This is a genomic window from Rhizobium tibeticum, assembly GCF_900110205.1.
Lineage (GTDB): Bacteria > Pseudomonadota > Alphaproteobacteria > Rhizobiales > Rhizobiaceae > Rhizobium > Rhizobium tibeticum.
Window position 1 is genome coordinate 89,397 of the sequence record NZ_FOCV01000013.1, and the last position, 19,606, is coordinate 109,002.

Annotated in this window: 19 protein-coding genes; 8 read left to right on the top strand and 11 right to left on the bottom strand. The window is 59.2% G+C overall.

Annotated elements, in window-relative coordinates; translation table 11 throughout:
* Positions 1-31: 31 nt before the first annotated feature.
* Positions 32-1,009, bottom strand: coding sequence for a 3'-5' exonuclease (locus BSG20_RS16105; RefSeq protein ID WP_072378544.1), 978 nt, complete (start codon positions 1,007-1,009; stop codon positions 32-34).
* A gap of 544 nt (positions 1,010-1,553) precedes the next feature.
* Here BSG20_RS16105 and BSG20_RS16110 point away from each other — a divergent pair.
* Positions 1,554-1,829: a hypothetical protein gene (locus BSG20_RS16110; protein WP_072378566.1), complete on the top strand. Its 276-nt coding sequence runs from the start codon at positions 1,554-1,556 to the stop codon at positions 1,827-1,829.
* A complete protein-coding gene (locus BSG20_RS16115; protein ID WP_072378545.1) occupies positions 1,826-2,167 on the top strand; it encodes an ATPase inhibitor subunit zeta in 342 nt (113 codons plus the stop codon). Before BSG20_RS16110 ends, BSG20_RS16115 begins: the two co-directional genes overlap by 4 nt.
* A gap of 184 nt (positions 2,168-2,351) precedes the next feature.
* Here BSG20_RS16115 and BSG20_RS37480 read toward each other — a convergent pair whose 3' ends face one another.
* Positions 2,352-2,690 carry a transcriptional repressor gene (locus BSG20_RS37480; protein WP_244541386.1) on the bottom strand — a complete coding sequence of 113 codons (339 nt, stop codon included), beginning with the start codon at positions 2,688-2,690 and terminating at the stop codon, positions 2,352-2,354.
* A gap of 181 nt (positions 2,691-2,871) precedes the next feature.
* A complete protein-coding gene (mntR, locus tag BSG20_RS16125; RefSeq protein ID WP_072378547.1) occupies positions 2,872-3,327 on the bottom strand; it encodes a manganese-binding transcriptional regulator MntR in 456 nt (151 codons plus the stop codon).
* Between the two features lie 157 nt (positions 3,328-3,484).
* On the opposite strand from mntR, the gene BSG20_RS16130 reads away from it, so the two are divergent.
* Entirely contained in the window at positions 3,485-4,615 is a 1,131-nt protein-coding gene (locus tag BSG20_RS16130; RefSeq protein ID WP_072378549.1) for a multicopper oxidase domain-containing protein, read from the top strand.
* Entirely contained in the window at positions 4,612-5,802 is a 1,191-nt protein-coding gene (locus tag BSG20_RS16135; protein ID WP_093041211.1) for a ZIP family metal transporter, read from the top strand. The genes BSG20_RS16130 and BSG20_RS16135 overlap by 4 nt, the downstream gene beginning before the upstream one ends.
* Before the next feature lie 550 nt (positions 5,803-6,352).
* Here BSG20_RS16135 and BSG20_RS16140 read toward each other — a convergent pair.
* From BSG20_RS16140 to BSG20_RS16155, 4 genes are read right to left on the bottom strand one after another with little or no spacing between them, the layout of a single operon-like run.
* Positions 6,353-7,231, bottom strand: a complete 879-nt coding sequence (locus tag BSG20_RS16140) for a carbohydrate ABC transporter permease (RefSeq protein ID WP_072378550.1) — start codon at positions 7,229-7,231, stop codon at positions 6,353-6,355.
* The gene (locus BSG20_RS16145) at positions 7,221-8,147 is read right to left on the bottom strand and encodes a carbohydrate ABC transporter permease (protein ID WP_072378552.1); all 927 of its coding nucleotides are present in this window, start codon (positions 8,145-8,147) and stop codon (positions 7,221-7,223) included. The genes BSG20_RS16140 and BSG20_RS16145 overlap by 11 nt, the downstream gene beginning before the upstream one ends.
* A gap of 39 nt (positions 8,148-8,186) precedes the next feature.
* A complete protein-coding gene (locus BSG20_RS16150; RefSeq protein WP_072378554.1) occupies positions 8,187-9,407 on the bottom strand; it encodes an ABC transporter substrate-binding protein in 1,221 nt (406 codons plus the stop codon).
* Between the two features lie 50 nt (positions 9,408-9,457).
* Positions 9,458-10,786, bottom strand: coding sequence for an alpha-L-fucosidase (locus BSG20_RS16155; RefSeq protein ID WP_072378556.1), 1,329 nt, complete (start codon positions 10,784-10,786; stop codon positions 9,458-9,460).
* 209 nt (positions 10,787-10,995) lie between these two features.
* Here BSG20_RS16155 and BSG20_RS16160 point away from each other — a divergent pair, with 209 nt between their 5' ends.
* Positions 10,996-12,003: a LacI family DNA-binding transcriptional regulator gene (locus BSG20_RS16160; protein WP_072378558.1), complete on the top strand. Its 1,008-nt coding sequence runs from the start codon at positions 10,996-10,998 to the stop codon at positions 12,001-12,003.
* Here the strand turns inward: BSG20_RS16160 and BSG20_RS16165 are convergent.
* The 3 genes from BSG20_RS16165 to groES form a co-directional block, all read right to left on the bottom strand.
* A complete protein-coding gene (locus BSG20_RS16165; RefSeq protein ID WP_306372245.1) occupies positions 11,954-12,349 on the bottom strand; it encodes a transposase in 396 nt (131 codons plus the stop codon). The genes BSG20_RS16160 and BSG20_RS16165 overlap by 50 nt on opposite strands.
* 73 nt (positions 12,350-12,422) lie before the next feature.
* Positions 12,423-14,057, bottom strand: a complete 1,635-nt coding sequence (gene groL / locus BSG20_RS16170) for a chaperonin GroEL (RefSeq protein ID WP_072378562.1) — start codon at positions 14,055-14,057, stop codon at positions 12,423-12,425.
* 56 nt (positions 14,058-14,113) lie between these two features.
* Positions 14,114-14,410: a co-chaperone GroES gene (gene groES, locus BSG20_RS16175; protein ID WP_037120589.1), complete on the bottom strand. Its 297-nt coding sequence runs from the start codon at positions 14,408-14,410 to the stop codon at positions 14,114-14,116.
* A gap of 631 nt (positions 14,411-15,041) precedes the next feature.
* Here groES and BSG20_RS16180 point away from each other — a divergent pair.
* Together BSG20_RS16180 and BSG20_RS16190 are read left to right on the top strand one after the other, a co-directional pair.
* Entirely contained in the window at positions 15,042-15,839 is a 798-nt protein-coding gene (locus BSG20_RS16180) for a class I SAM-dependent methyltransferase (RefSeq protein ID WP_093041214.1), read from the top strand.
* A 562-nt stretch (positions 15,840-16,401) separates the two neighbouring features.
* Positions 16,402-16,728 carry a GYD domain-containing protein gene (locus BSG20_RS16190; RefSeq protein ID WP_072378568.1) on the top strand — a complete coding sequence of 109 codons (327 nt, stop codon included), beginning with the start codon at positions 16,402-16,404 and terminating at the stop codon, positions 16,726-16,728.
* 156 nt (positions 16,729-16,884) lie between these two features.
* Here the strand turns inward: BSG20_RS16190 and BSG20_RS16195 are convergent, their stop codons facing one another.
* On the bottom strand, positions 16,885-18,291 hold the full coding sequence (locus BSG20_RS16195; protein WP_072378569.1) for an adenylate/guanylate cyclase domain-containing protein: 1,407 nt from the start codon (positions 18,289-18,291) through the stop codon (positions 16,885-16,887).
* A gap of 425 nt (positions 18,292-18,716) precedes the next feature.
* On the opposite strand from BSG20_RS16195, the gene BSG20_RS16200 reads away from it, so the two are divergent.
* Entirely contained in the window at positions 18,717-19,484 is a 768-nt protein-coding gene (locus BSG20_RS16200; protein WP_072378687.1) for an SDR family NAD(P)-dependent oxidoreductase, read from the top strand.
* Positions 19,485-19,606: the final 122 nt, after the last annotated feature.

Below are 19,606 nucleotides of genomic sequence, written 5' to 3' on the forward strand. Positions count from 1 at the left end.
AGCCATGTGCCATGGGTGCAGCGAATATTTCTCATGCTTTGAAACGGTCGAATGCCGTCAGGCGCTTGATCGGTGGATCGGCCTCGTCCCAGCGATAAATTTCAGAGCGCAGATAGCCGAGTTCCTCATCAAGTGCGTCTTCTGCAAGCTCGATCCACCAGGATTTCGGACGGCCGTCACTGCCATCTGACCAGCGATAACCGCGCGCCTTCAGGTGATCTTTCATATCGAAGGGGCTGTGTTCCGCGAAGATGCGCGCGCGCGATCGCTGGCTTGCTTCGTAGAGCTCGGCAAAGGGCGCTTGTTTCGATTCTCCCCCGCCCTGTGCGAGAACCTCTAGCAGGGCAAAGCAATCATCAACCGCCCGATGGCCGTCATGGAAATAGCCCGCCTGCCCGATCAGATAACCCAGCTTGGTGCCTTCGAAGCCGCGAGACGCCCAATCGATTTCAGAAACCGAACAAGCCCACGGCTTTCCGGCGAAGACTGGAGAGAAGGCCTCGCAGAACGGCCGGTCGAAGCCCGCATTGTGCGCGATGACGAGATCGGCCGGCTCGATTAGTGCACGGAGTTGGGTCGTGTCGATCACCTGCCCCGCCACCATCTCGTCGGTAATTCCTGTGAGCCGTGTGATCTCTGATGGGATCGAAGCTGTCGGCTGCTGCAGGCCGCCATAGACGCCAGTGACGTCGCCGATAATTCCCTCCTCGTCGAAAGTAAAAGCGATGGCGCCTATCTCGATGATTTCGTCGTTGCGATGATTGAGGCCGGTGGTTTCGGTGTCGACGATCACGCAATTACGAGGAAACTCCGCGCGGGGAAAAACCGCGATCGGACGGGGGACCAGCCGGCGAAGGATACGATACTTGCCGCTCTCCTCCAGATGCCGCACCATGTCCTCGTCACTAAGAGGCTTGCCATCGCGCCGCTTCATTTCCGAGCGTAGTCGCACGACATTCGCCTCGTGCTCCGCCGGGGACCGTGCAAACATGTCGAGCTGTAATGCCATCGCGCTTCCGGCGTCTTCAAGGTTAAGTGAGCGCGCCACAATAGGGAACGGATGGTGCGGTGACAACCGGAGACATCGACCCGCACGCTTGGCTCGTAACGTGCTTCCGACTGCATCGCCGAAACGCCAAACATTCGGCATAGAACCTGGGCGAAGCAAACTAATATCTTACGTGCCGACAATGAATCCCTGTAAAATTACGCGATATCGCGCAAAAATCTAATACAACGTTTGTATATATTTTGCGTTTCATAGTATTTTTTATTGTCGTTCATCATATTTTTCTCACGTACACCAAAACTTAATTTTGATTCGCGGAAGACAAAATCTCATTTTTTATTTTTGTTTTTCCATTTAGCCCTGATCGCGACTTAATTGAAGCGTAGCGTTATTTGATCGTCGTTTGGCCATATAGCCCCTCGCGGTGTCTAAGACACTGGACCGCTATCCTCCCGAATTCCGATGGGCAACGCCCGATACTGCTGGCCGGATGAAGGCTTTTACCGGGCCAGCGGTTCACCGCCTTCGCCTGGAGCCTGCCGCCATGTCAACACGTATCATGAATACCATCGTTCATTTCTCGGCCCCCTTTGCACTGCCCGACATCGATGACGTGCATCCAGCCGGGGATTATAAGATCCTGCAGGACGAGGAGCCGATCGAGGGACTTTCCCGACCGGCTCGTCGGCGTGTCGCAACATTCATCTGTTTGCCGTCGATTGCCGCCGGCAGCCGGGGCCGGCGGGCAGTCAAGATCGATCCTGGTCTTCTCCAGCATCTGCTGGCGACGACAAATTCCTCTAGGGAGCTTTCGTCATGAGCGCATTTGAGAAACGTGAAAAAGCGATGGAGGAGATGTATTTCTTGGATTCCGAAATGGCGTTCAAGGTGCAATCCCGCCGGGACCGACTTCTGGCTCAATGGGTCGTGGCCTTGGTCGGCGCGACCGATTTCGAAGCCTATGTCGCAGAGATCATCGATGTTCGGATGTCGGCAGCGGGGAATGAGGGCGTTGTAGCCAAGATCCTCGCAGACGTTCGATCAGCAGGTAAGGTTCTGGGTGAGAAGGAGCTTCGAGCCCGCATGGAGACACTGATGGCCGATGCAGCAGAAGCCGTCGTCCGGCGTCCTGATCGATCACCCACTTCGCAGGCGTAAAAGCCTATCTGCGTATATCTTCCGCCATCAGCGTATCCCCGCAGCCGGGTCATGAACATTGGACGCGGCCCCAGAATCGGCACGCGCTCCGCGTCAAACGCACCGAGGCACTCGGTCTTTGGGCGGCTTGCGCTGCCGACCGGACCTTCTCCTGCTCCGTGTGGGGGGAATTTTTCACCGGCTTCTATCGCGCGCATATTGGCTGTGGCAAGATTGCTGGGCAGATAACGGGAAGACATTCACTCTCCCTATTCGGGCTTCGAAAACCAGTCCGAAAGGTGGCGCCCGCGGGCCGCATCTCACAGTCTCCTTCCGATGCAGCGACCAGATGGCCCAAATTTCTGTAGATGGTCGCCAGGGACACGCGCCTGCCTCGCGCCCGCACGCGTCCATGTAGCGAATCGACATCCGGGTGATCGGGTCCGGTAATCAACGCCTGGAGGATTTCGCTCAAGTTCGCGGTCACTCGCAGTCCGCCCTGCTGGCATCGGTTCTCGAGTTCGGCTAGCGACAGATCGTCCATCCTCACACCACGAAGTCTATGAGATACTTTGCGTTCGGGTCCGCAATGATCAACGCAGGCAATACTATAGCGTCCAGCGCCTTGCCCGTGAAACCAAGGCTCGCAATTTCTCCTGATTTGATGTGGATACTCTGGGCAGATGGACTTGGGGATAGTCAACGGCAATCATCCGAGGACCTCTCTACAGGTGTCGTTTCGGCGTGAACCGCTTCATGGCCTCCAAAGTTTCAGGACTGACGTGATGCTCGATGCCCTCCGCGTTCATCCGGGCCGTCTCGACGCTGACTCCGATAGAGCAGAGAAATGATTCCACGATCTGGTGCCTCTCGCGACTGACGCGGGCCAATTCCTTGCCGGTGCCTGTCAGGAAGACACCCCGGTACGGACGCTGCTGGATATATCCTTCCGCACTCAGCCGCTTCAGCATTTTGGCGACCGTCGGCTGCGCGACGCCGAGGCGCTGGGCAATATCCACTTGCCGGGCCTCGCCGCCGTCGGCGATAAGGTCGGCGATGAGTTCGACGTAATCTTCCACGAGTTCGCTGCGGCGATTGTTCCGTGCCTGCCTGAAGCTCTCCATCTGTGTGTCGGGTGCGACAAGCGAACTCTCGATCGCCTGATCATGCTTCTCGTTCAATTCAATTCCGCCTGCTCATAATTTTTCTCCAATGCTACAATAACATAGCAAAGGCTATATTTCCAATCTTCATTTGCACATGAGGAATATAGCTCTTGCTATAATCATGCCATCATGCTCTATTTCATTTAATTTGCTAATTGGAGTATCCTCTAAAATGTTGAAGTGGGCACAGACGGCCTTGAGCAGAAGGAGCCTCCTCGGCGGGGGGATCGCAACGCTCGGTGCCACGAGCATCTGCTCCGTCAACGCGGCGGCTCAACAGGCCCATTCTGGCGACCATGGCGCCGCAGCGTCCGCCATGAAAGGCGGCGACAGTGCTCCGGCCCACCATTCCGCCCACGGCGCGATGATCACCGTCGGGAATGTCGACAACGAGCGCAACGGCTTCCACCCGACGCAGATGCTGACCGACTGGTATACGGGCTCGTTGAGCGAGCTGCCCGACGGGCGCAAGCTGCGCAGCTTCGAAATCACGGTCGAAGAAAAGGAAATCGAGATCGCACCCGGCGTCATGTTCCCCGCCTGGACCTATAACGGCCGCGTCCCCGGTCCCGCCCTGCGGGCGACCGAAGGGGAGCGCCTGAGCATCAAGCTCATCAACAACGGCTCGCATCCTCATTCCCTGCACTTCCACGGCATTCATGCGGCCCGGATGGACGGCGTGCCCGGCGCTGGCGTCATCGGCCCCGGCGAGGAGTTCGTCTACGAGTTCGACGCCAAGCCGTTCGGCTGCCACCTCTACCATTGCCACGCCCTGCCGCTTGCCCGACACATCCACAAGGGCATGTACGGCCTCTTCGTGATCGATCCCGATCCAACGCGCCATCCCGACCATATCGAGGTCGCCAAGTCGCGGCTCCTCGGCTCGCCCGAAAACGCGCGATGGCAGGAAATGGCGATGGTCATGAACGCCTTCGACACGAACTTCGACGGCGAGAACGAATTCTATGCCTGCAACACGGTCGCCCACTGCTACGCGAAGGAACCGATCAAGGTCGCCAAGGGCCGCCCGGTCCGCATCTACCTTGTCAACCTCGTCGAGTTCGATCCGATCAACTCGTTCCACCTGCACGCCAATTTCTTCGACTACTACGATCAGGGAACGACCCTGACGCCAACCCTGAAGACGGTCGATCTCATCACGCAGTGCCAGGCACAGCGCGGCATTATCGAATTTACCTTCGAGGAACATGAGCCTGGGCTTTACATGTTCCACGCGCACCAATCGGAATTTGCCGAACTTGGCTGGATGGGCATGTTCGACGTTGTGGAGACGCTGTCATGATGCACGAGAGAATCGACAGTGCGGCTCCAGCCACCGGCTTGTCCCGCTATCTCTGGCTATTGTTGCCCGCCGCAGTTCTCGCGGTGGCCATCGTCTGGCTTCTCCAAACAAACCCGCTGCAAGGCTTCAACAACGGCGCACCGCCGGTCGAGAATCTGACGATCGAGCGCACGGTCCTCGATCACGACGGAGTACGATTGCTTGTCCGTGCCGGCGGATCGGACCCGATGACGGTCGCGCAGGTTCAGGTGGACGCAGCCTATTGGGAATTCAAACAGGAGCCGCAAGGCTCGATCGCCCGCGGTGACACGGCCTGGATCAGCCTCCCCTTCCCGTGGGTTCTGGGCGAAACCCACCATGTGACCTTCGTCACCAACACGGGCGCGACTTTCGAGCACGAAATCGCCGTTGCCGTGCCGACCCCGGTTGCCACCTCCGGCAGTCTCTGGTCGCAGGCCATTCTCGGGGCGTTCGTCGGCATCCTGCCCGTTGCCATTGGTCTCATGTGCTATCCGGCCCTTCGTGGCGCGGGCCAGGGAACGATGACGTTCCTCCTTGCTTTGACCGTGGGACTGCTTGCGTTTTTGCTGGTCGACACCTTCATCGAGGCGCTGGAATTCGCCAGCATGTCAGCACCCATCTTCCAGGGTAGCGTTCTGGTCGTTCTCACGGCCGCCGCCAGCTTCCTTGTCCTGATTGCGGTGGGCCGCCGACGCGGCACGCCAACGGGGCTGGCGCTTGCCACTTTTATCGCTCTCGGAATCGGGCTCCACAATTTCGGCGAAGGGCTGGCCATCGGCGCGGCGTTCGCCGCGGGCAGCGCCGGACTGGGCACGTTCCTTGTCCTTGGCTTCACCCTGCACAACATCACCGAGGGTATCGGGATCGCCGCACCGATCCTCAAGGTGAAGCCCAGCCTGCGGTCGTTTGTCGGCCTGGCTCTGCTTGCAGGCGGCCCGGCCGTTATCGGCATCTGGACCGGAAGCTTGGCCTACGCCCCGCAGTGGACCGCGATCGCACTTGCTATTGGTGCCGGCGCGATCGCCCAGGTCATCGTCGAAGTCTACGGCCTGATCGGGCGTTCGAACGGACAAGGCATCAAGGCAATCCTTACCCCGGCCTCGTTCGCTGGTCTGGCGTCCGGTGCTGCCTTCATGTACGCGACCGCAATGCTCGTCAAAATCTGAAGCGCGAACCATTTACGCGGTTCCTTATCCTGGCGGCGATCGCCAGGATCAGCGGCTATCTGGCAGGAGCCCCCCGGTTTAACAGCGGCAAGCTGCAATACCAAAGGGTGCAACACAAGACGGAATTTCGCGTCCATTGTCGGGATAACTCTGCACCTCCATGCCGGGGGTCAAGTTGCGTAGGCATCGACCGCGGATCGCGCCTTGCGCCGTGAAGCTGGTCGACTTTGGATCCGGATTGCCTCCTTCAGCAGGACGACCTTGCCTTTCGCCTGTCGTATAAACCCATCCGAGCGAAAGGTACGTCAAGCGAGAGGGACGTTGTTGCCTGGACGTCAGCGGGAGCTTCCTCTCGAAGGCACCCTCGACAATGACGAATTTGATCGCATTGCTTGCAGCATGGACAGAATCGGTCCTGGCTAGCCTGGGCGACACGCTCGCCGATGAGGCGGAAGCAGGTGCTCAAGGCACGAAAACGCCATTTCGACAGTTAATGCAGCGTACTAATTGCCCTCGGCCGCCTGCCGGTTTCGCGTGTTTTCGGCTGGAATTAACGCCCACCGAAGCCAGAGCTGATGGCGATGCCCCGGTAGATCACCTTCTGCAGCACGATAGCCAGGAGGATGCCCGGCAGCATGGAGATGGCCGCGCCGGCCATGATGTAGTTCCACGAGGTGCCCTGCTGTGTCTGGAACAAGGTGAGCCCGAGCGGCAGCGTAGCTTTGTCCATGCCGTTGGTGACGATCAGCGGCCACAGGAAGCTTTTCCACTGCCCTATGAAGGTGAACAGCGCCAGCAGGCCGATGGCCGGCATTGCAAGCGGAACGATGATCGTGACCAGGATGCGTAGGCGCGAAGCCCCGTCGATCATCGCTGCCTCGTCGAGATCCTTGGGAATGCCGAGAAAGAACTGCCGCAGCAAAAATGTGCCGAAGGAGCCGAACGCCACGGGCAGGATCATGCCATGATAGGTGTTGACCCAGCCGAGCTTACTGACCACCAGGAAAAGCGGGATGACCAGCATTACCTGCGGAATCATCAGCGTGCCGAGATAAGCGAGCAGCAGACCCTCCCGGCCGGGAAACTTCAGCCGGGCGAAAGAGTAGGCGGAAAGGCACGAGACCGCAATCACGATCGCCGTGACGCCGCTAGCGACCACGAATGAGTTGAACAAGAAGGTTCCAAACGGCAGGGAAACCAATGCTTCGACGAAGTTTCCCCATTGATATTCCTGTGGCAGGATGCGGACCGGCACGGCCAGGACTTCCGCGTTCGAGCGCACCGCGTTCGACACCATCCAGAAGAAGGGGAAGAGGAACAGCAGCGCGATCAGCGAAAGCGCGGCGTAACTGACGAACGTGCCAATGCGCCGCAGGGTTTTGTTCCGCGACACAGAATCCGGGTGCAATGGGCCTTTGCTAGTCGTCATAGTGCACCCATTTGCGCTGCAGGTGGAACTGCAGGATCGTCAAGGCCATGATCATGATGAACATCACCCAGGCCAGTGCCGAGGCGTAACCCATTTGGAAGTTGGCGAAGCCCTTCTGATAGATTGCAAAGCCAAGCGTGGCTGTGGCCGAGCCCGGGCCGCCGCGAGTCATCGCATAGATCTCATCGAATACCTGCAGCGAGGTGATGGCCGTCATCACGGTGGCAAAGAAGATCGTCGGCGAGATCAGTGGCAGACGAATGCGCCAGAAACGCTGCCAGGCGTTGGCGCCATCAATCGTCGCGGCCTCGAGGTAGTGCTTTGGCACAAGGTCGAGCGCGGCGTTGAACATCACGACATTGTAGCCGACATTGGCCCACAGAGTGACAAGCACGATCGCCTGCATGGCCCAGGTCGTGCTGAGCAGGAAATTCGGCAGGCCGAGGCCAAACGAACGGATGAGGCTGTCGGCCAGTCCATCAGGGGTGAAGATGAGCAGCCATACCACCGACGCTGCGATCGTGGGGGTAAAGGTCGGTAGGAAGAAGATCACCCGGAAGAGCGCCTTGCCGTGCCTCAGGCTCGATATCCAGACAGCAAGCGTCAGCGAGACAATGATGTTTAGCGTCAGATACTCGACGGCGAAGAATAGTGTGTTCCGCAATACGGTGTAAAAAGCCGGATCGACGGTGAAGAGGCGGACATAATTCTGAAAGCCGGCGAAGGATGGCGTCGAGATCAACTGCCAGTTGGTGAAGCTGAGTGCCAGCGACGCCAAGATCGGCAGGGCCATGAAGGCCATGAAGCCGAGGAAGCTTGGCAGCAGGAACAGTATTGCCGTCTGCGTATCTGGCCTCAGAAAGCGCCGCGACTGACTGAGCTGTATGGGAATTTCGGCGACGGCGCTTTCCGACATGTTTTCCTCCATGCGCGGCAATTCCTGCCGCGGCGAGAGCTATTGTTGTGCGAGGCTCTGGATGGTCTCCATCGTCTGCTTGGCGTCGGCACTGCCGGCGAAGGCCGGAGGAAAATACTGGTTGAAGAGGTTTTCCACCGCCGCCCAATTGCTGGTGATCGCGTAGGGTATGGAATGCGCCAACGAGTAGTCGAGGGCCTCGCCGCCATTGGTGATGTCTTTGGCCGCCACCTGGTACCAGGACGATTGCGCCGCGGTACGCGCCGGCAAGGCACGCCCTTTCTCAGCAAGGTATGACAGCGCTTCGGGGCTGGTGAGCACCTGAATCGCTTTCCAGGCCGCATCCTTGTTCTGGCTGGTGGTGGAAATGCCGAAACCGGAGCCCGCGGTTACGGCCGCCAGTTCACCTGCGTCGCGTGGCAGGGTGGTGAGACCGACCTTGAACTTGACCTGGTCCTTCATGCCAATGATGGACCAGGGACCATCGACATACATAGCGATGTTGCCTGAATTGAACCGACCCTGGATGACCGTGCCAGCATCGTTGCCTGACGGCACCAGCGGCGCAATCTTATCCTTGGCAGCGAAGCCGATCAGCCTGTCGGCTGCGGCAATGGCAGCCGGATTGACGAGGTCGAGCTGTCCGGCGTCATCGATGTATTTGTCGCCCCAGGCCGAAGCCATGACCGAATAGTTGACCGGGGCGACGCCAAAGCCGTAATTGCCGTCCTTTGTCAGTTTCTTGGCGGCGTCGGTAAACTCTGCAAGCGCCCAACCCGGCTTAGGCAATGGAATGCCGGCGGCCTCGAAAGCGTCCTGGTTATAATAGATCACCCATGGACCAACGTCGTAAGGCAGGCCGTAAAGCTCCTTGTCGACCGACATGCCACCGATGATCGAGGGAGTGAAGGCGCCAATGTCAAGCTTGCCCGCCTTTATCCTCTCATTGAGCGGCTCGAGCAGCGAATAGAAGTTCGGCATGCGCAACGACTGCATGGAGACGATGTCGGCGAGCTGGCCCGACGCCGCCAACACCGGCAGCCTGGTCCAGTAGTCGACCCAGCCAGTCGTCTGCAGCGTCACTTTGATGTCCGGGTGCTTGACGCTCACCATGTCGGCCAAGTGCTGCCAGGTTTTGGTGTCGGCTTCGGAACCGGTCCACATCTGCCAGGTCAGGTTGACCTGATCTGCCGACGCGGCTGTAGCAAAGAAGCTGCCGCCGATTGCGGCAAGCAACAGCGCTTTCTTCAGAACCTTCATGGGTTTCTCCTCCCTCCATGAATGCAATGGATACGCAGTGGGGCAAAACGCTAGGGCTTCAGGATGATCTCGATCACCGGCACGGTGACGTTCGGCCGCCGTACCGGCAGTTCGAGCGTGATCATGCCTTCCGGCACTGTCACGCCGACATTGGAATCCACCTCCTTGACGTGGCTCAACCAGCGCACTTCACTGGCGTCGTGCAGGAACTGCGCATAGGAGATCCGGTCGGAGATACCCTCGATGTGGATGTGGCGGTATGGCCAATCGCAGACGTGCAGGTACAGGCGATTGCCGCGTTGGGTGTAGCGGCAGCCTGACGGCACCGGAAAGTCGGACGGCCTGGCTCCATAGATGGAGCGCCCGTTCACGGCCATCCAGTTCTGGTAAACCTCAAGCGCGCCGATGGCGCGCGCATCGAGCGTACCACGGCCGGTCGGACCGACATTCATTAGGAGGTTGCCTCCCATGGCGACGGAATCGATGAGCAGCTTGATGATTTGTTCCGGGCTCTTCCAGGTGTCCTCGTCGCGATGATAGCCCCAGGAACCGCTGAAGGTATGGCAAGCCTCCCAGCGCACGGGCTGACCAGCGATGGTGGGCGCCACCCGCGGCGTATACTGCTCCGGCGTCACCATGTCGGGCAGGTTGTTGGCGTCGAGCGGTAAATCGAGGCGGTTATTGACGATGATGCCTGGCTGCAACTCGCGCACCAATTCAACCAGGCGCTCGCTCTCCCAATCGGTGCGTCCCTTGCCGGTCAGGCCGCGATATTCCCGTCGCGGATAGCTGAAATCAAACCACATGATGTCGACGCGGCCGAAGCCGGTCAAAAGCTCGCGCACCTGTTCGCGCATATAGGCGGCATAGTTGGCCATGTTGCGGCCGGCATTCAGCGCCTTCGCATCAGGGTGGTTGCGCAGCGGATGATGGACGTCGATCGGGAAGTCCGGGTGATGCCAGTCGATCAGCGAATAATAGAAGCCGATTTTGAGTCCCTCGGCGCGGAACGCGTCGACCAGTGGGGTCAGCAGATCCTTGCCACAAGGCGTGTTCGTCGCCTTGTAATCCGTCACCTTGCTGTCCCACAGGCAGAAACCCTCGTGATGCTTGGTCGTCACCACGACATATTTCATGCCGGCGAGACGGGCCCGGCGAGCCCATTCCTTGGGCTCGTAGAGATCGGGGTCGAAATTATCGAAGTAGCGCTGGTATCGCTCGTCGGTTAGTTCCTCGCGGTTTTTCAACCACTCGTGCCGGGCTCCCAGTGCGTAGAGGCCCCAATGGATGAACAGGCCCAGACGGTCGCGACTGAACCATGCATGTTTGTCCTCTTCCCCGGATGCCGGACTCCCCGACTGATGCGTTGCAATCGCCACAGGCCTCTCCTCCTCGTTTCCGGATCAAGTACTCCCATCGAACCGGTTCGGCATTTTGATCATCTTCCTTGATTTCCTGGCTGTCAAGCAGGAATCATGGATCACGGAATCGGACGAAATGCCTTGAAGCGTGGGAAAAACGAGCAGCGGTGTGTTGCGTAGCCAAGAAAAATCTGCCACAAGAATAGCCTAGAACCGGTTCGATCATAATGGCCACCATCCGAGATGTAGCGCGCCTTGCGGGAGTTTCGATCTCGACCGTCTCGCTCGCGCTCAACAGTCCGAAGCGGGTCGGTGCCGAGACGCTCGACCGCATTCAGCAGGCGGTCAAGTCGACCGGTTACCGCGTCGACCCGGTAGCACAGACCTTGGCACGCGGACGCAGCTCGCTGATCGGCTTTGTCTCAGCCAATCTGGGAAATATGTTCTTTGGCGATATCCGCCGCGAGATAGAACACCAGGCGCTGGACAATGGCTATTTCGTACTGATCGCCGACTCCTCCGGCAAGGCAGACCTCGAACGGGCGTTGCTCGAGCGGCTGGAAGCGCAGAAGGTGGCCGGCATCGTGCTGGCGACGAACGGGCGTGGCGAGGATTACGCCGCATTCCTGCGCGACTTCAAGACCCCGATCGTAATGTTCGACCAAAGGGTGGAAGGCGCCGAGCGCGATTTCGTCGGCTCCGACAATCCGCTAACCACCACCATCTTGACGGAACACCTGCTGCAGCTCGGTCATAGACGCATCGGCTTCATCTCTGGCCCGGCCGGCCTGTACACCGCCGACGAGCGCTTGACGGGCTATATGGACGCGATGGCCGGTGCTGGCGTGGAAGTCGACCTTTCGCTGGTGGTCGAAGGTGGCTACACGCGGGCCGGCGGCTATACGCAAGCGATGCGCCTGCTGGCCCGCCGTGATCGACCGACCGCCATCATCGGCGCCAACAACATGATGGGCCTTGCGGCCCTGCAGGTGATGCAGGAAATGGGTTTCCGCTGCCCGGACGACGTGTCGCTGGCAATGGTCGACGACGTGCCTTGGAGCAGCGTGATCACGCCCCGCATCACGATGGTGGTACAGGACGCCCAAAAGCTCGGCGAACTGACAGCACAGCGCCTGCTGGCAAGAATCCAAAGCCCTGAAGGCGCCGCCGCGCGCCCGCAAGACATCATTCTGACGCCGAGATTCGTCCGCGGAGAATCAACCAAGCGACTCTAAGCGTTTTCAAGGACGTCATCGGGGAAGACACCCACCTGGCAGGTCTCAAGTCGCAAAGCGTCCCGGAATGTTGCCGGGCCAGCCCGACCAAACGCTTGCCCCTCTTCAGGAACCTGGTCTCGCCCACCGCGAAAACGCCGTGCGCGTCACCGAGCGCCCCTACCGCATAGGCCTGGACGACATCGCGCAGGGCGTCGGCATCCCAATGGCTGAGCCCAATAGCGACTGCATCCGATAAGTGCGCTCCAGCACAGCCTGTTCGGCAATCAGCCAGCCGGTCTTGCGTTCTGCCCCCACAGCACGGCGTCGAGGAAGGCGGCACTCGATACGCGCAATTCGCGACCACAAAAGACCCGTCCCAACCGCTCGAACCGGAGCCCAAATCCAATCATTCATGTTTCATCCAAGATGAAATTGGCTTACATCATGCCGCCCATTCCACCCATGTCAGGCATGCCGCCGCCGGCGGCTTCCTTCTTCGGCAGTTCGGCGATCATGGCTTCGGTGGTGACGAGGAGGCCTGCAACCGAGGCAGCGTTCTGCAGAGCCGTGCGAACAACCTTAACCGGATCGACGATGCCCATGGCGATCATGTCGCCATATTCGCCGGTCTGGGCGTTGTAGCCGAAGTTGTCCTGGTTCTGCTCGAGGATCTTGCCAACCACGATGGAGGCTTCGTCACCAGCATTCTCGGCGATCTGGCGAACCAGCGACTGCAGAGCGCGACGAACGATGTTGATGCCAGCTTCCTGGTCGTCGTTCTCACCCTTGACGGTGATCTTGGACGACGAGCGCAGCAATGCAACGCCGCCGCCGGGGACGATACCTTCCTCAACGGCAGCGCGCGTCGCATTGAGCGCGTCGTCGATGCGGTCCTTCCTTTCCTTGACTTCGACTTCCGTGGAGCCGCCGACGCGAATGACGGCAACGCCGCCAGCGAGCTTGGCAAGACGTTCCTGCAGCTTCTCGCGGTCGTAGTCGGAGGTGGTCTCTTCGATCTGAGCCTTGATCTGGGCAACACGACCTTCGATGTCGGACTTGGCCCCAGCGCCGTCGACGATGGTCGTGTTTTCCTTAGAGATCGAAACCTTCCTGGCGCGGCCGAGCATGTCGAGGGTAACCGACTCGAGTTTGATGCCGAGGTCCTCGGAGATGACCGTACCTCCGGTCAGGATCGCGATGTCTTCGAGCATGGCCTTGCGGCGATCGCCGAAGCCAGGAGCCTTGACGGCAGCGATCTTCAGGCCGCCGCGCAGCTTGTTGACGACGAGGGTAGCAAGCGCTTCGCCTTCGACATCTTCAGCGATGATGAGGAGCGGATTGCCGCTCTGAACGACAGCTTCGAGAACCGGAAGCATTGCCTGCAGGTTCGACAGCTTCTTCTCGTGAAGCAGCACGTAAGCATCCTCCAGCTCGGCCACCATCTTCTCGGCGTTTGTCACGAAGTAGGGGCTGAGGTAGCCGCGGTCGAACTGCATGCCTTCGACGACTTCGAGCTCGGTCTCAGCAGTCTTGGCTTCTTCGACGGTGATAACGCCTTCGTTGCCGACCTTCTGCATGGCGTCGGCGATATAGGCGCCAATTTCCTTCTCGCCGTTGGCGGAGATCGTCCCGACCTGGGCAATCTCTTCCGACGTGTTGATCTTCTTGGCCTTGGCCTGGAGATCCTTGACGACTTCGCCAACAGCGAGGTCGATACCGCGCTTCAGGTCCATCGGGTTCATTCCAGCAGCAACGGCCTTGCCACCTTCGCGAACGATCGACTGCGCGAGAACCGTTGCAGTCGTGGTGCCGTCACCGGCGATGTCGTGGGTCTTCGAAGCAACTTCGCGGACCATCTGGGCACCCATGTTTTCGAACTTGTCTTCCAGTTCGATTTCCTTGGCGACCGAAACGCCGTCCTTGGTGATGCGCGGAGCGCCGAAGGACCTGTCGAGGATGACGTTGCGGCCCTTCGGGCCGAGCGTTACCTTCACTGCGTCAGCGAGAATGTCGACGCCCTTGAGCATCTTTTCGCGTGCGGTGCGGCCAAACTTGATTTCTTTAGGTGCCATTTTGAGAACTCCTGAATAGGGTTGTCAGCGACTTCGGATAATGAGCAAACGGCTGATCAGCCGATGATGCCCATGATGTCGGCTTCCTTCATGATCAGAAGGTCTTCGCCGTTGATCTTGACTTCAGTGCCGGACCACTTGCCGAACAGAACGCGGTCGCCAGCCTTGACGTCGAGAGCGACGACCTTGCCGGACTCGTCACGAGCGCCGGATCCGACGGCGACGATTTCGCCTTCCTGCGGCTTTTCCTTGGCGGTGTCGGGAATGATGATGCCGCCCTTGGTCTTTCCTTCGGACTCAACGCGGCGGACGACGACGCGATCGTGAAGGGGGCGGAAATTGGTGCTTGCCATTTGTCTAATCCCTTTGCTGATCCGCCTGTCGAACGACTGGCGCGGCATTGGCCGATGAAGCGTTCGATAAGGTCGGTTTTCCTGGCGCGCATGACCTGGCTCCTGGCCTTAGATTTCGGGCAATAGCTTGAATGCCCAGAGGCATGACGCCCTCCCTCGGTTCGGAGCTGGGGTATGACGGCCCCAATCGGCAGCGCCCCGAAAATGACCGCTGAAGATAAGACGATGTGCCTAATATGCCTGAGTGGCAATGAATTAATTTAAGGCAACGCCGACGCACTCGCCTACAGGAACCTGCCGCGCGGGGTCGGGATCGCTGGCCGATCCTGCTATCCCGACCCGGGAAGTGCAAACCCCGATAAATCAACCACTCAGAAACTCGCTGGACCCCCTGATCTTCTTACGAAATCACTATGCCTTTTGACAGAGTGTCCAGCCTCTTTTTGACGGCTTTGCGCCCGCCAAAAGCGGGCTTTTGCTCGCACGACGCAAATTGCCAACCTACGGCCGTTGGCCGCGCCAAACGCGGACATATGGGATCCACCACGATAGACTGTCCCGGCGCATGCGCTATAGTCGTGCAGCGATAGAGGCGCGTCACTAAGAGGGATCGGGAGACGTCAGGGAGCACATGACATCCAACTTCGTCGCCAAAAGTGCTGAGGCTTATGAAGCCAGCATGGGGCGCTGGAGCCAACGGCTGGCCGCACCGTTCCTCAATTTTTCCGGCGTGCCATCCCGCGGTCGCGTCCTCGACGCGGGATGTGGGACCGGCAGCCTGACCCTGGCTTTGGCGGCTTTCCCCGAGTTGGACGCCATCGAAGCCCTGGATTTCGAGGAAAACTTCGTGGCGGCCCTGCGCTCGCGCACGACCGATGTCAGGATAAGGGCGCAACAGGGCGATGTTTGTGCCTTACCTTACGACAATCAGGAGTTCGATGGCGTCTATTCCCTGCTGGTGCTCCATTTTGTGTCCGATGCACATCGAGCGGTGCGGGAAATGCGGCGCGTTCTGCGCCCGGGTGCCATCGCCGCGGCTGCAGTTTGGTCTTACGGCGGCATGCCGAGTTGGCGCTTGTTTTGGGATACGGTCCTCGCACTCGAGCCGGAAGCAACCGGCAGAGGTGTGCCATCCGGCAGGCGGCCGCTGACAGCCGAAGGCGAATTACGTGAGGTTTTTGAGAGTGCCGGCTTCACGGGCGTTGCCGAAACGATGCTCACGATCCCTATGAACTATGCCAATTTCGAAGATTTCTGGCATCCGAAGGTTTATGGGCAAGGGACCTTCGCAGCCTTTTTTGACGCGTTGCCCACGGTGAGGCGCGATCGTCTTCGAGACGCGATGAGAGCAGCCTATCTTGGGGGCGATGGCGACGACGGTCCTCGTGGATTTGCGAGCGTTGCCTTTGCGGTCCGAGGCATGGCTTAACCTCATCGCGCCAAAGTGGACGAGTTCGCTGCGAGCGGCAGACCCGCTCAAATAATGCTGCCATAACCGGCTGACCACCACTTCTCCGAGGTGGTGAGCGCCTGACCGCTCGCGGTTGGGGAAGAGCTCAGAAAGACTCGAAAACGCGAAGTCAAATTCGCAACGGATTCCAAGCCTTTAAATTCGGCCGTCAAATCACGTGGCCATTGCGTCAAAATGCAATGTCCGACGGGCGACGCAACTTGTTGAAATCAAGTAATCGCCGCGTCAAAATCAGTGGCTGCCTGTACAAAATGGCACAGACGACAGCAAGAACTTGAGCCTTTCTTCGGCGGCCATCCGGTAGGCGTGCACTACGGCACCTCCCGTAGTTATTACGTCCTCAATGAATGTAACGCGGCGTCCCGCGACATCCTGCCCCTCGTTCGCGCGGCACGTGCCATAAGTCTTTGCCTCTTTGCGAACGCAACAGGCAGTGGAGGCCCATTCCGCACATTGGAAATGACTCGCGTTCTCCCCGGCTTGAGCGTTAACTGTGTTGTTCTGACGGTGGAGGCAAACCATGGCCCTGTATCTCACGCGCTTCAGCTACACGCCCGAGACGTGGGCGCGCATGATCGAAAACCCCGAGGATCGCCGAGAGGCGGCACGTACTTACATTGAATCCGTGGGCGGAAAGCTCCATGGGTTCTGGTACGCTTTTGGCGAGCATGATGGTTGGAATCTGTGGGAAGCGCCTGATAACGTATCTATGGCAGCTGTTGCCCTTGCAATCGGCGCAGGAGGCGCGCTCAGCTCTATTGAGACCACTGTCCTCCTCAGTGTTGACGATACGATCCAAGCCTTGGAAAAGGCGAAGTCGATTCGGTATCGTCCACCGGCAGCGTAGGCCCGCTGTTTCCCATCCATGTTGAAGGTGAGTGCTTCGCGCATATCTCATTCCCGGCGCAAGCTCTCTGTGAATTGCGCCGGAGGGAATAAGGGTCCGCAATGGGCGTTAGCGGAAACTGCCCAAGTTCGCACGACGTCGAAGAGCAGACGCAGCTCACGACAGGGCGAAAATTCTTACCTCCCGCCCAATGCCCTGAAGTTCCTCCATCCGGGAGACCGATGAGATGCCGCTGTCTCGCAGGATCTCTGAAACTTGGGCATCCCCGACAATCGCCTCAGTCGTCAGGATCATATTGGGATCAGCAAGGCCCTGTACGCGGGAGGCGATATTGACAGTCTGTCCGAAGTAGTCCTGCCGGTCGTTCAGGTTGACTGCGAGGCATGGTCCCTCATGGATGCCGATCTTCAGGAGAAGATCGTCGTTGCCGTGTTCGGCATTTAACCGAAGCATCGCCTCCCGCATCCGCAGCGCGGCCGCCACCGCGCGGTCCGGGCTCGGGAAGGTCGCCATCACGGCGTCGCCTATGGTTTTGACCACCGCTCCGGCCTCTGTGGCGACGATCTCGTGAAGAACCCTGAAATGCGCTCGCACCAGATCGAAAGCGGCAAGATCTCCGACGCGCTCATAGAGAGCGGTCGAGCCCCTCAAGTCAGTGAAGAGGAAAGTTAGGCTTGTGATCTTGAGACGCTGGTCGACGTCAAGTGTGTCGGTCCGATAGATGTCCCGGAAGCTCTGGTTCGTCAGTAGACGCTTGGCTGTCAGAAAAGCTCGCCTGCGGCCCAATAGGTCGTGGAGGTCGTCTCCTGCGACGCAGACGTTCGGTACCACTCTGCGATCGCTGTGGTTCTCGAGGGTGAGCCGAAGTAAGCCGGGACGAAGCGTAACCGTCTCGTTCAGCGCATGCGCCTGACTGATGACCATTGAGAGGTTTTGACGTTCGTCGGTGGGCTCACCCTTTACGTCGATGAACTGCGCCGAGTGTGTCACCGCATCGAAGATGATGACGAATTGCGCCGGCAGTTGTAGTGAGACGAAAGCCTTCTCGCCTGGAGCCAACTCGATCAACTCCAATACGATGCGTGCGAACCTCGCTTCGAAGTCGTCTGGCAGGTCGACTCCGGAGCTGAAGAAGATTTGGCGGTAGTACTCAAGCGGAGGTAACCGATCAGGCTCGTGGGCAGCAATCCTGCGCACTCTCGGACTGACCGTGAACGTTACCTCTACCATCTCGTCGAGGGTTGGTTCGTATCCGGCCGCGCAGAGCGCGCAATGGTACGTTTCTTGGACAACTCCTTTCAGGGTCGCGCCGGTGTCAAGGACGCCGCCGCATCCTGGGCAAAGGACATTCCAGGTCATCTCGAACGCGCCCATGCGGGCTGCATGTAGAAACGCTGCGATCGTTTTTTCCTCATCGAGATGATGCGCATCGGCGAAGGCGAGCGCATTGATGCGATTGAGATCGCGATCCGAGCCACGCATGACTACATTCTCGATGCACTCGACCGTCTGCGGGTCAGCCGCCTGTCGCAGGGTGGCAAAAAGCACGTCCACTTCGCTCATTAGACAAGTCTCTGTGCGCATAACCCGACGACGGACGACGCCGGTACCGGGATTATAACACGGGAACTTCCTGATAGACATCTTGACGGCTGCATGCTGCTCGCTCCCGATCTACGTGGAGTGTGCGTAGCCTCCAGGCGTAAGAGGTCGCGCATCAGTATTGCTAGACCGGCACGTTCCGCCGGGACATCTTTGCGCCGTCCAGCGCCCTGCCGTCTTTGTCGCGGATCGAAATAGAGTGAGATGGCACGATTGGCTTCGATTTCGCTGTCCGGATCATGGCCCGGCGTTGGGCTTGAAAGGGATCCGCACGAATCCAAGCAATTCGACTTCAGGCCGTGCGCGCTGTGATCACACATGAAGGGGTGGTCGGGCTCGCACCTTTACCTATCTCCGCTGGAGATGGAATTTTGAGAGGTATCGACGTGAGCCGCGTCTTCATTACAGGATCGACCGACGGACTGGGGCTGGCTGCGGCTCGCACCTTGATGGACGAAGGCCATGAGGTCGTATTGCATGCGCGCTCCAACGACAGGGCCTCGGCCGTCGTCAGTCTTAGATCCAGAGCCTTGGCAGTGATCATCGGCGATCTCAGCAGCGATGCGGAGACGCGTTCCATCGCTGAACAAGTCAACCAAATCGGACGGATGGACGCCGTCATTCACAATGCCGGCATCTACTCCGAGAGAAGCCGTGGGAACACGCCCGAAGGTCATCCGAAGATCCTAGCTGTCAATACGTTGGCACCATACCTGCTCACAGCCTTGATCGACCGACCTGACCGTCTGGTCTACCTTACCAGCGGCATGCACCAGAGTGGTGGTAGCTCCATCGACGACATCGACTGGAAAAGGCGCGCTTGGAATACAAGTCAGGCTTATTCCGAAAGCAAGCTTCACGTGGCTACCATCGCAGCGGCCGTTGCTCGGCACTGGCCGGACGTCCTCAGCAATGCGGTGGATCCCGGCTGGGTGCCGACCAAGATGGGCGGTGCCGGAGCGCCCGATGATCTTCAAATGGGCCATGAAACCCAGACCTGGCTGGCGACGAGCGACGACGAAGACGCGAAGATCAACGGTGCCTATTGGCATCACCGTCAGCAGCGTCGACCCGCTGCGGAAGTTACCGACCCGGATTATCAGGACAGGCTGATGGATAGGCTGGCACATCTGACGGGCGTCAGGCTGTTTTGAGCGTTCGCGTGGGTGGCCCACAAAGTCCATGCGCTCACCGACGTGATCGGCCGCCCCTGTAGGTTCGTGCTAACCGCCGGCAACGTCAGCGACGGCCGCGCCCGCGCTCCTCAAACAGGCTG

Excerpts from the sequence above, each read along its gene's own strand:
- BSG20_RS16105 (WP_072378544.1), bottom strand. The coding sequence starts at position 1,009 with ATGGCATTACAGCTCGACATGTTTGCACGGTCCCCGGCGGAGCACGAG.
- BSG20_RS16110 (WP_072378566.1), top strand. The coding sequence starts at position 1,554 with ATGTCAACACGTATCATGAATACCATCGTTCATTTCTCGGCCCCCTTT.
- BSG20_RS16115 (WP_072378545.1), top strand. The coding sequence starts at position 1,826 with ATGAGCGCATTTGAGAAACGTGAAAAAGCGATGGAGGAGATGTATTTC.
- BSG20_RS37480 (WP_244541386.1), bottom strand. The coding sequence starts at position 2,690 with ATGGACGATCTGTCGCTAGCCGAACTCGAGAACCGATGCCAGCAGGGC.
- BSG20_RS16130 (WP_072378549.1), top strand. The coding sequence starts at position 3,485 with ATGTTGAAGTGGGCACAGACGGCCTTGAGCAGAAGGAGCCTCCTCGGC.
- BSG20_RS16135 (WP_093041211.1), top strand. The coding sequence starts at position 4,612 with ATGATGCACGAGAGAATCGACAGTGCGGCTCCAGCCACCGGCTTGTCC.
- BSG20_RS16140 (WP_072378550.1), bottom strand. The coding sequence starts at position 7,231 with ATGACGACTAGCAAAGGCCCATTGCACCCGGATTCTGTGTCGCGGAAC.
- BSG20_RS16145 (WP_072378552.1), bottom strand. The coding sequence starts at position 8,147 with ATGTCGGAAAGCGCCGTCGCCGAAATTCCCATACAGCTCAGTCAGTCG.
- BSG20_RS16150 (WP_072378554.1), bottom strand. The coding sequence starts at position 9,407 with ATGAAGGTTCTGAAGAAAGCGCTGTTGCTTGCCGCAATCGGCGGCAGC.
- BSG20_RS16160 (WP_072378558.1), top strand. The coding sequence starts at position 10,996 with ATGGCCACCATCCGAGATGTAGCGCGCCTTGCGGGAGTTTCGATCTCG.
- groL (WP_072378562.1), bottom strand. The coding sequence starts at position 14,057 with ATGGCACCTAAAGAAATCAAGTTTGGCCGCACCGCACGCGAAAAGATG.
- groES (WP_037120589.1), bottom strand. The coding sequence starts at position 14,410 with ATGGCAAGCACCAATTTCCGCCCCCTTCACGATCGCGTCGTCGTCCGC.
- BSG20_RS16180 (WP_093041214.1), top strand. The coding sequence starts at position 15,042 with ATGACATCCAACTTCGTCGCCAAAAGTGCTGAGGCTTATGAAGCCAGC.
- BSG20_RS16190 (WP_072378568.1), top strand. The coding sequence starts at position 16,402 with ATGGCCCTGTATCTCACGCGCTTCAGCTACACGCCCGAGACGTGGGCG.
- BSG20_RS16195 (WP_072378569.1), bottom strand. The coding sequence starts at position 18,291 with ATGAGCGAAGTGGACGTGCTTTTTGCCACCCTGCGACAGGCGGCTGAC.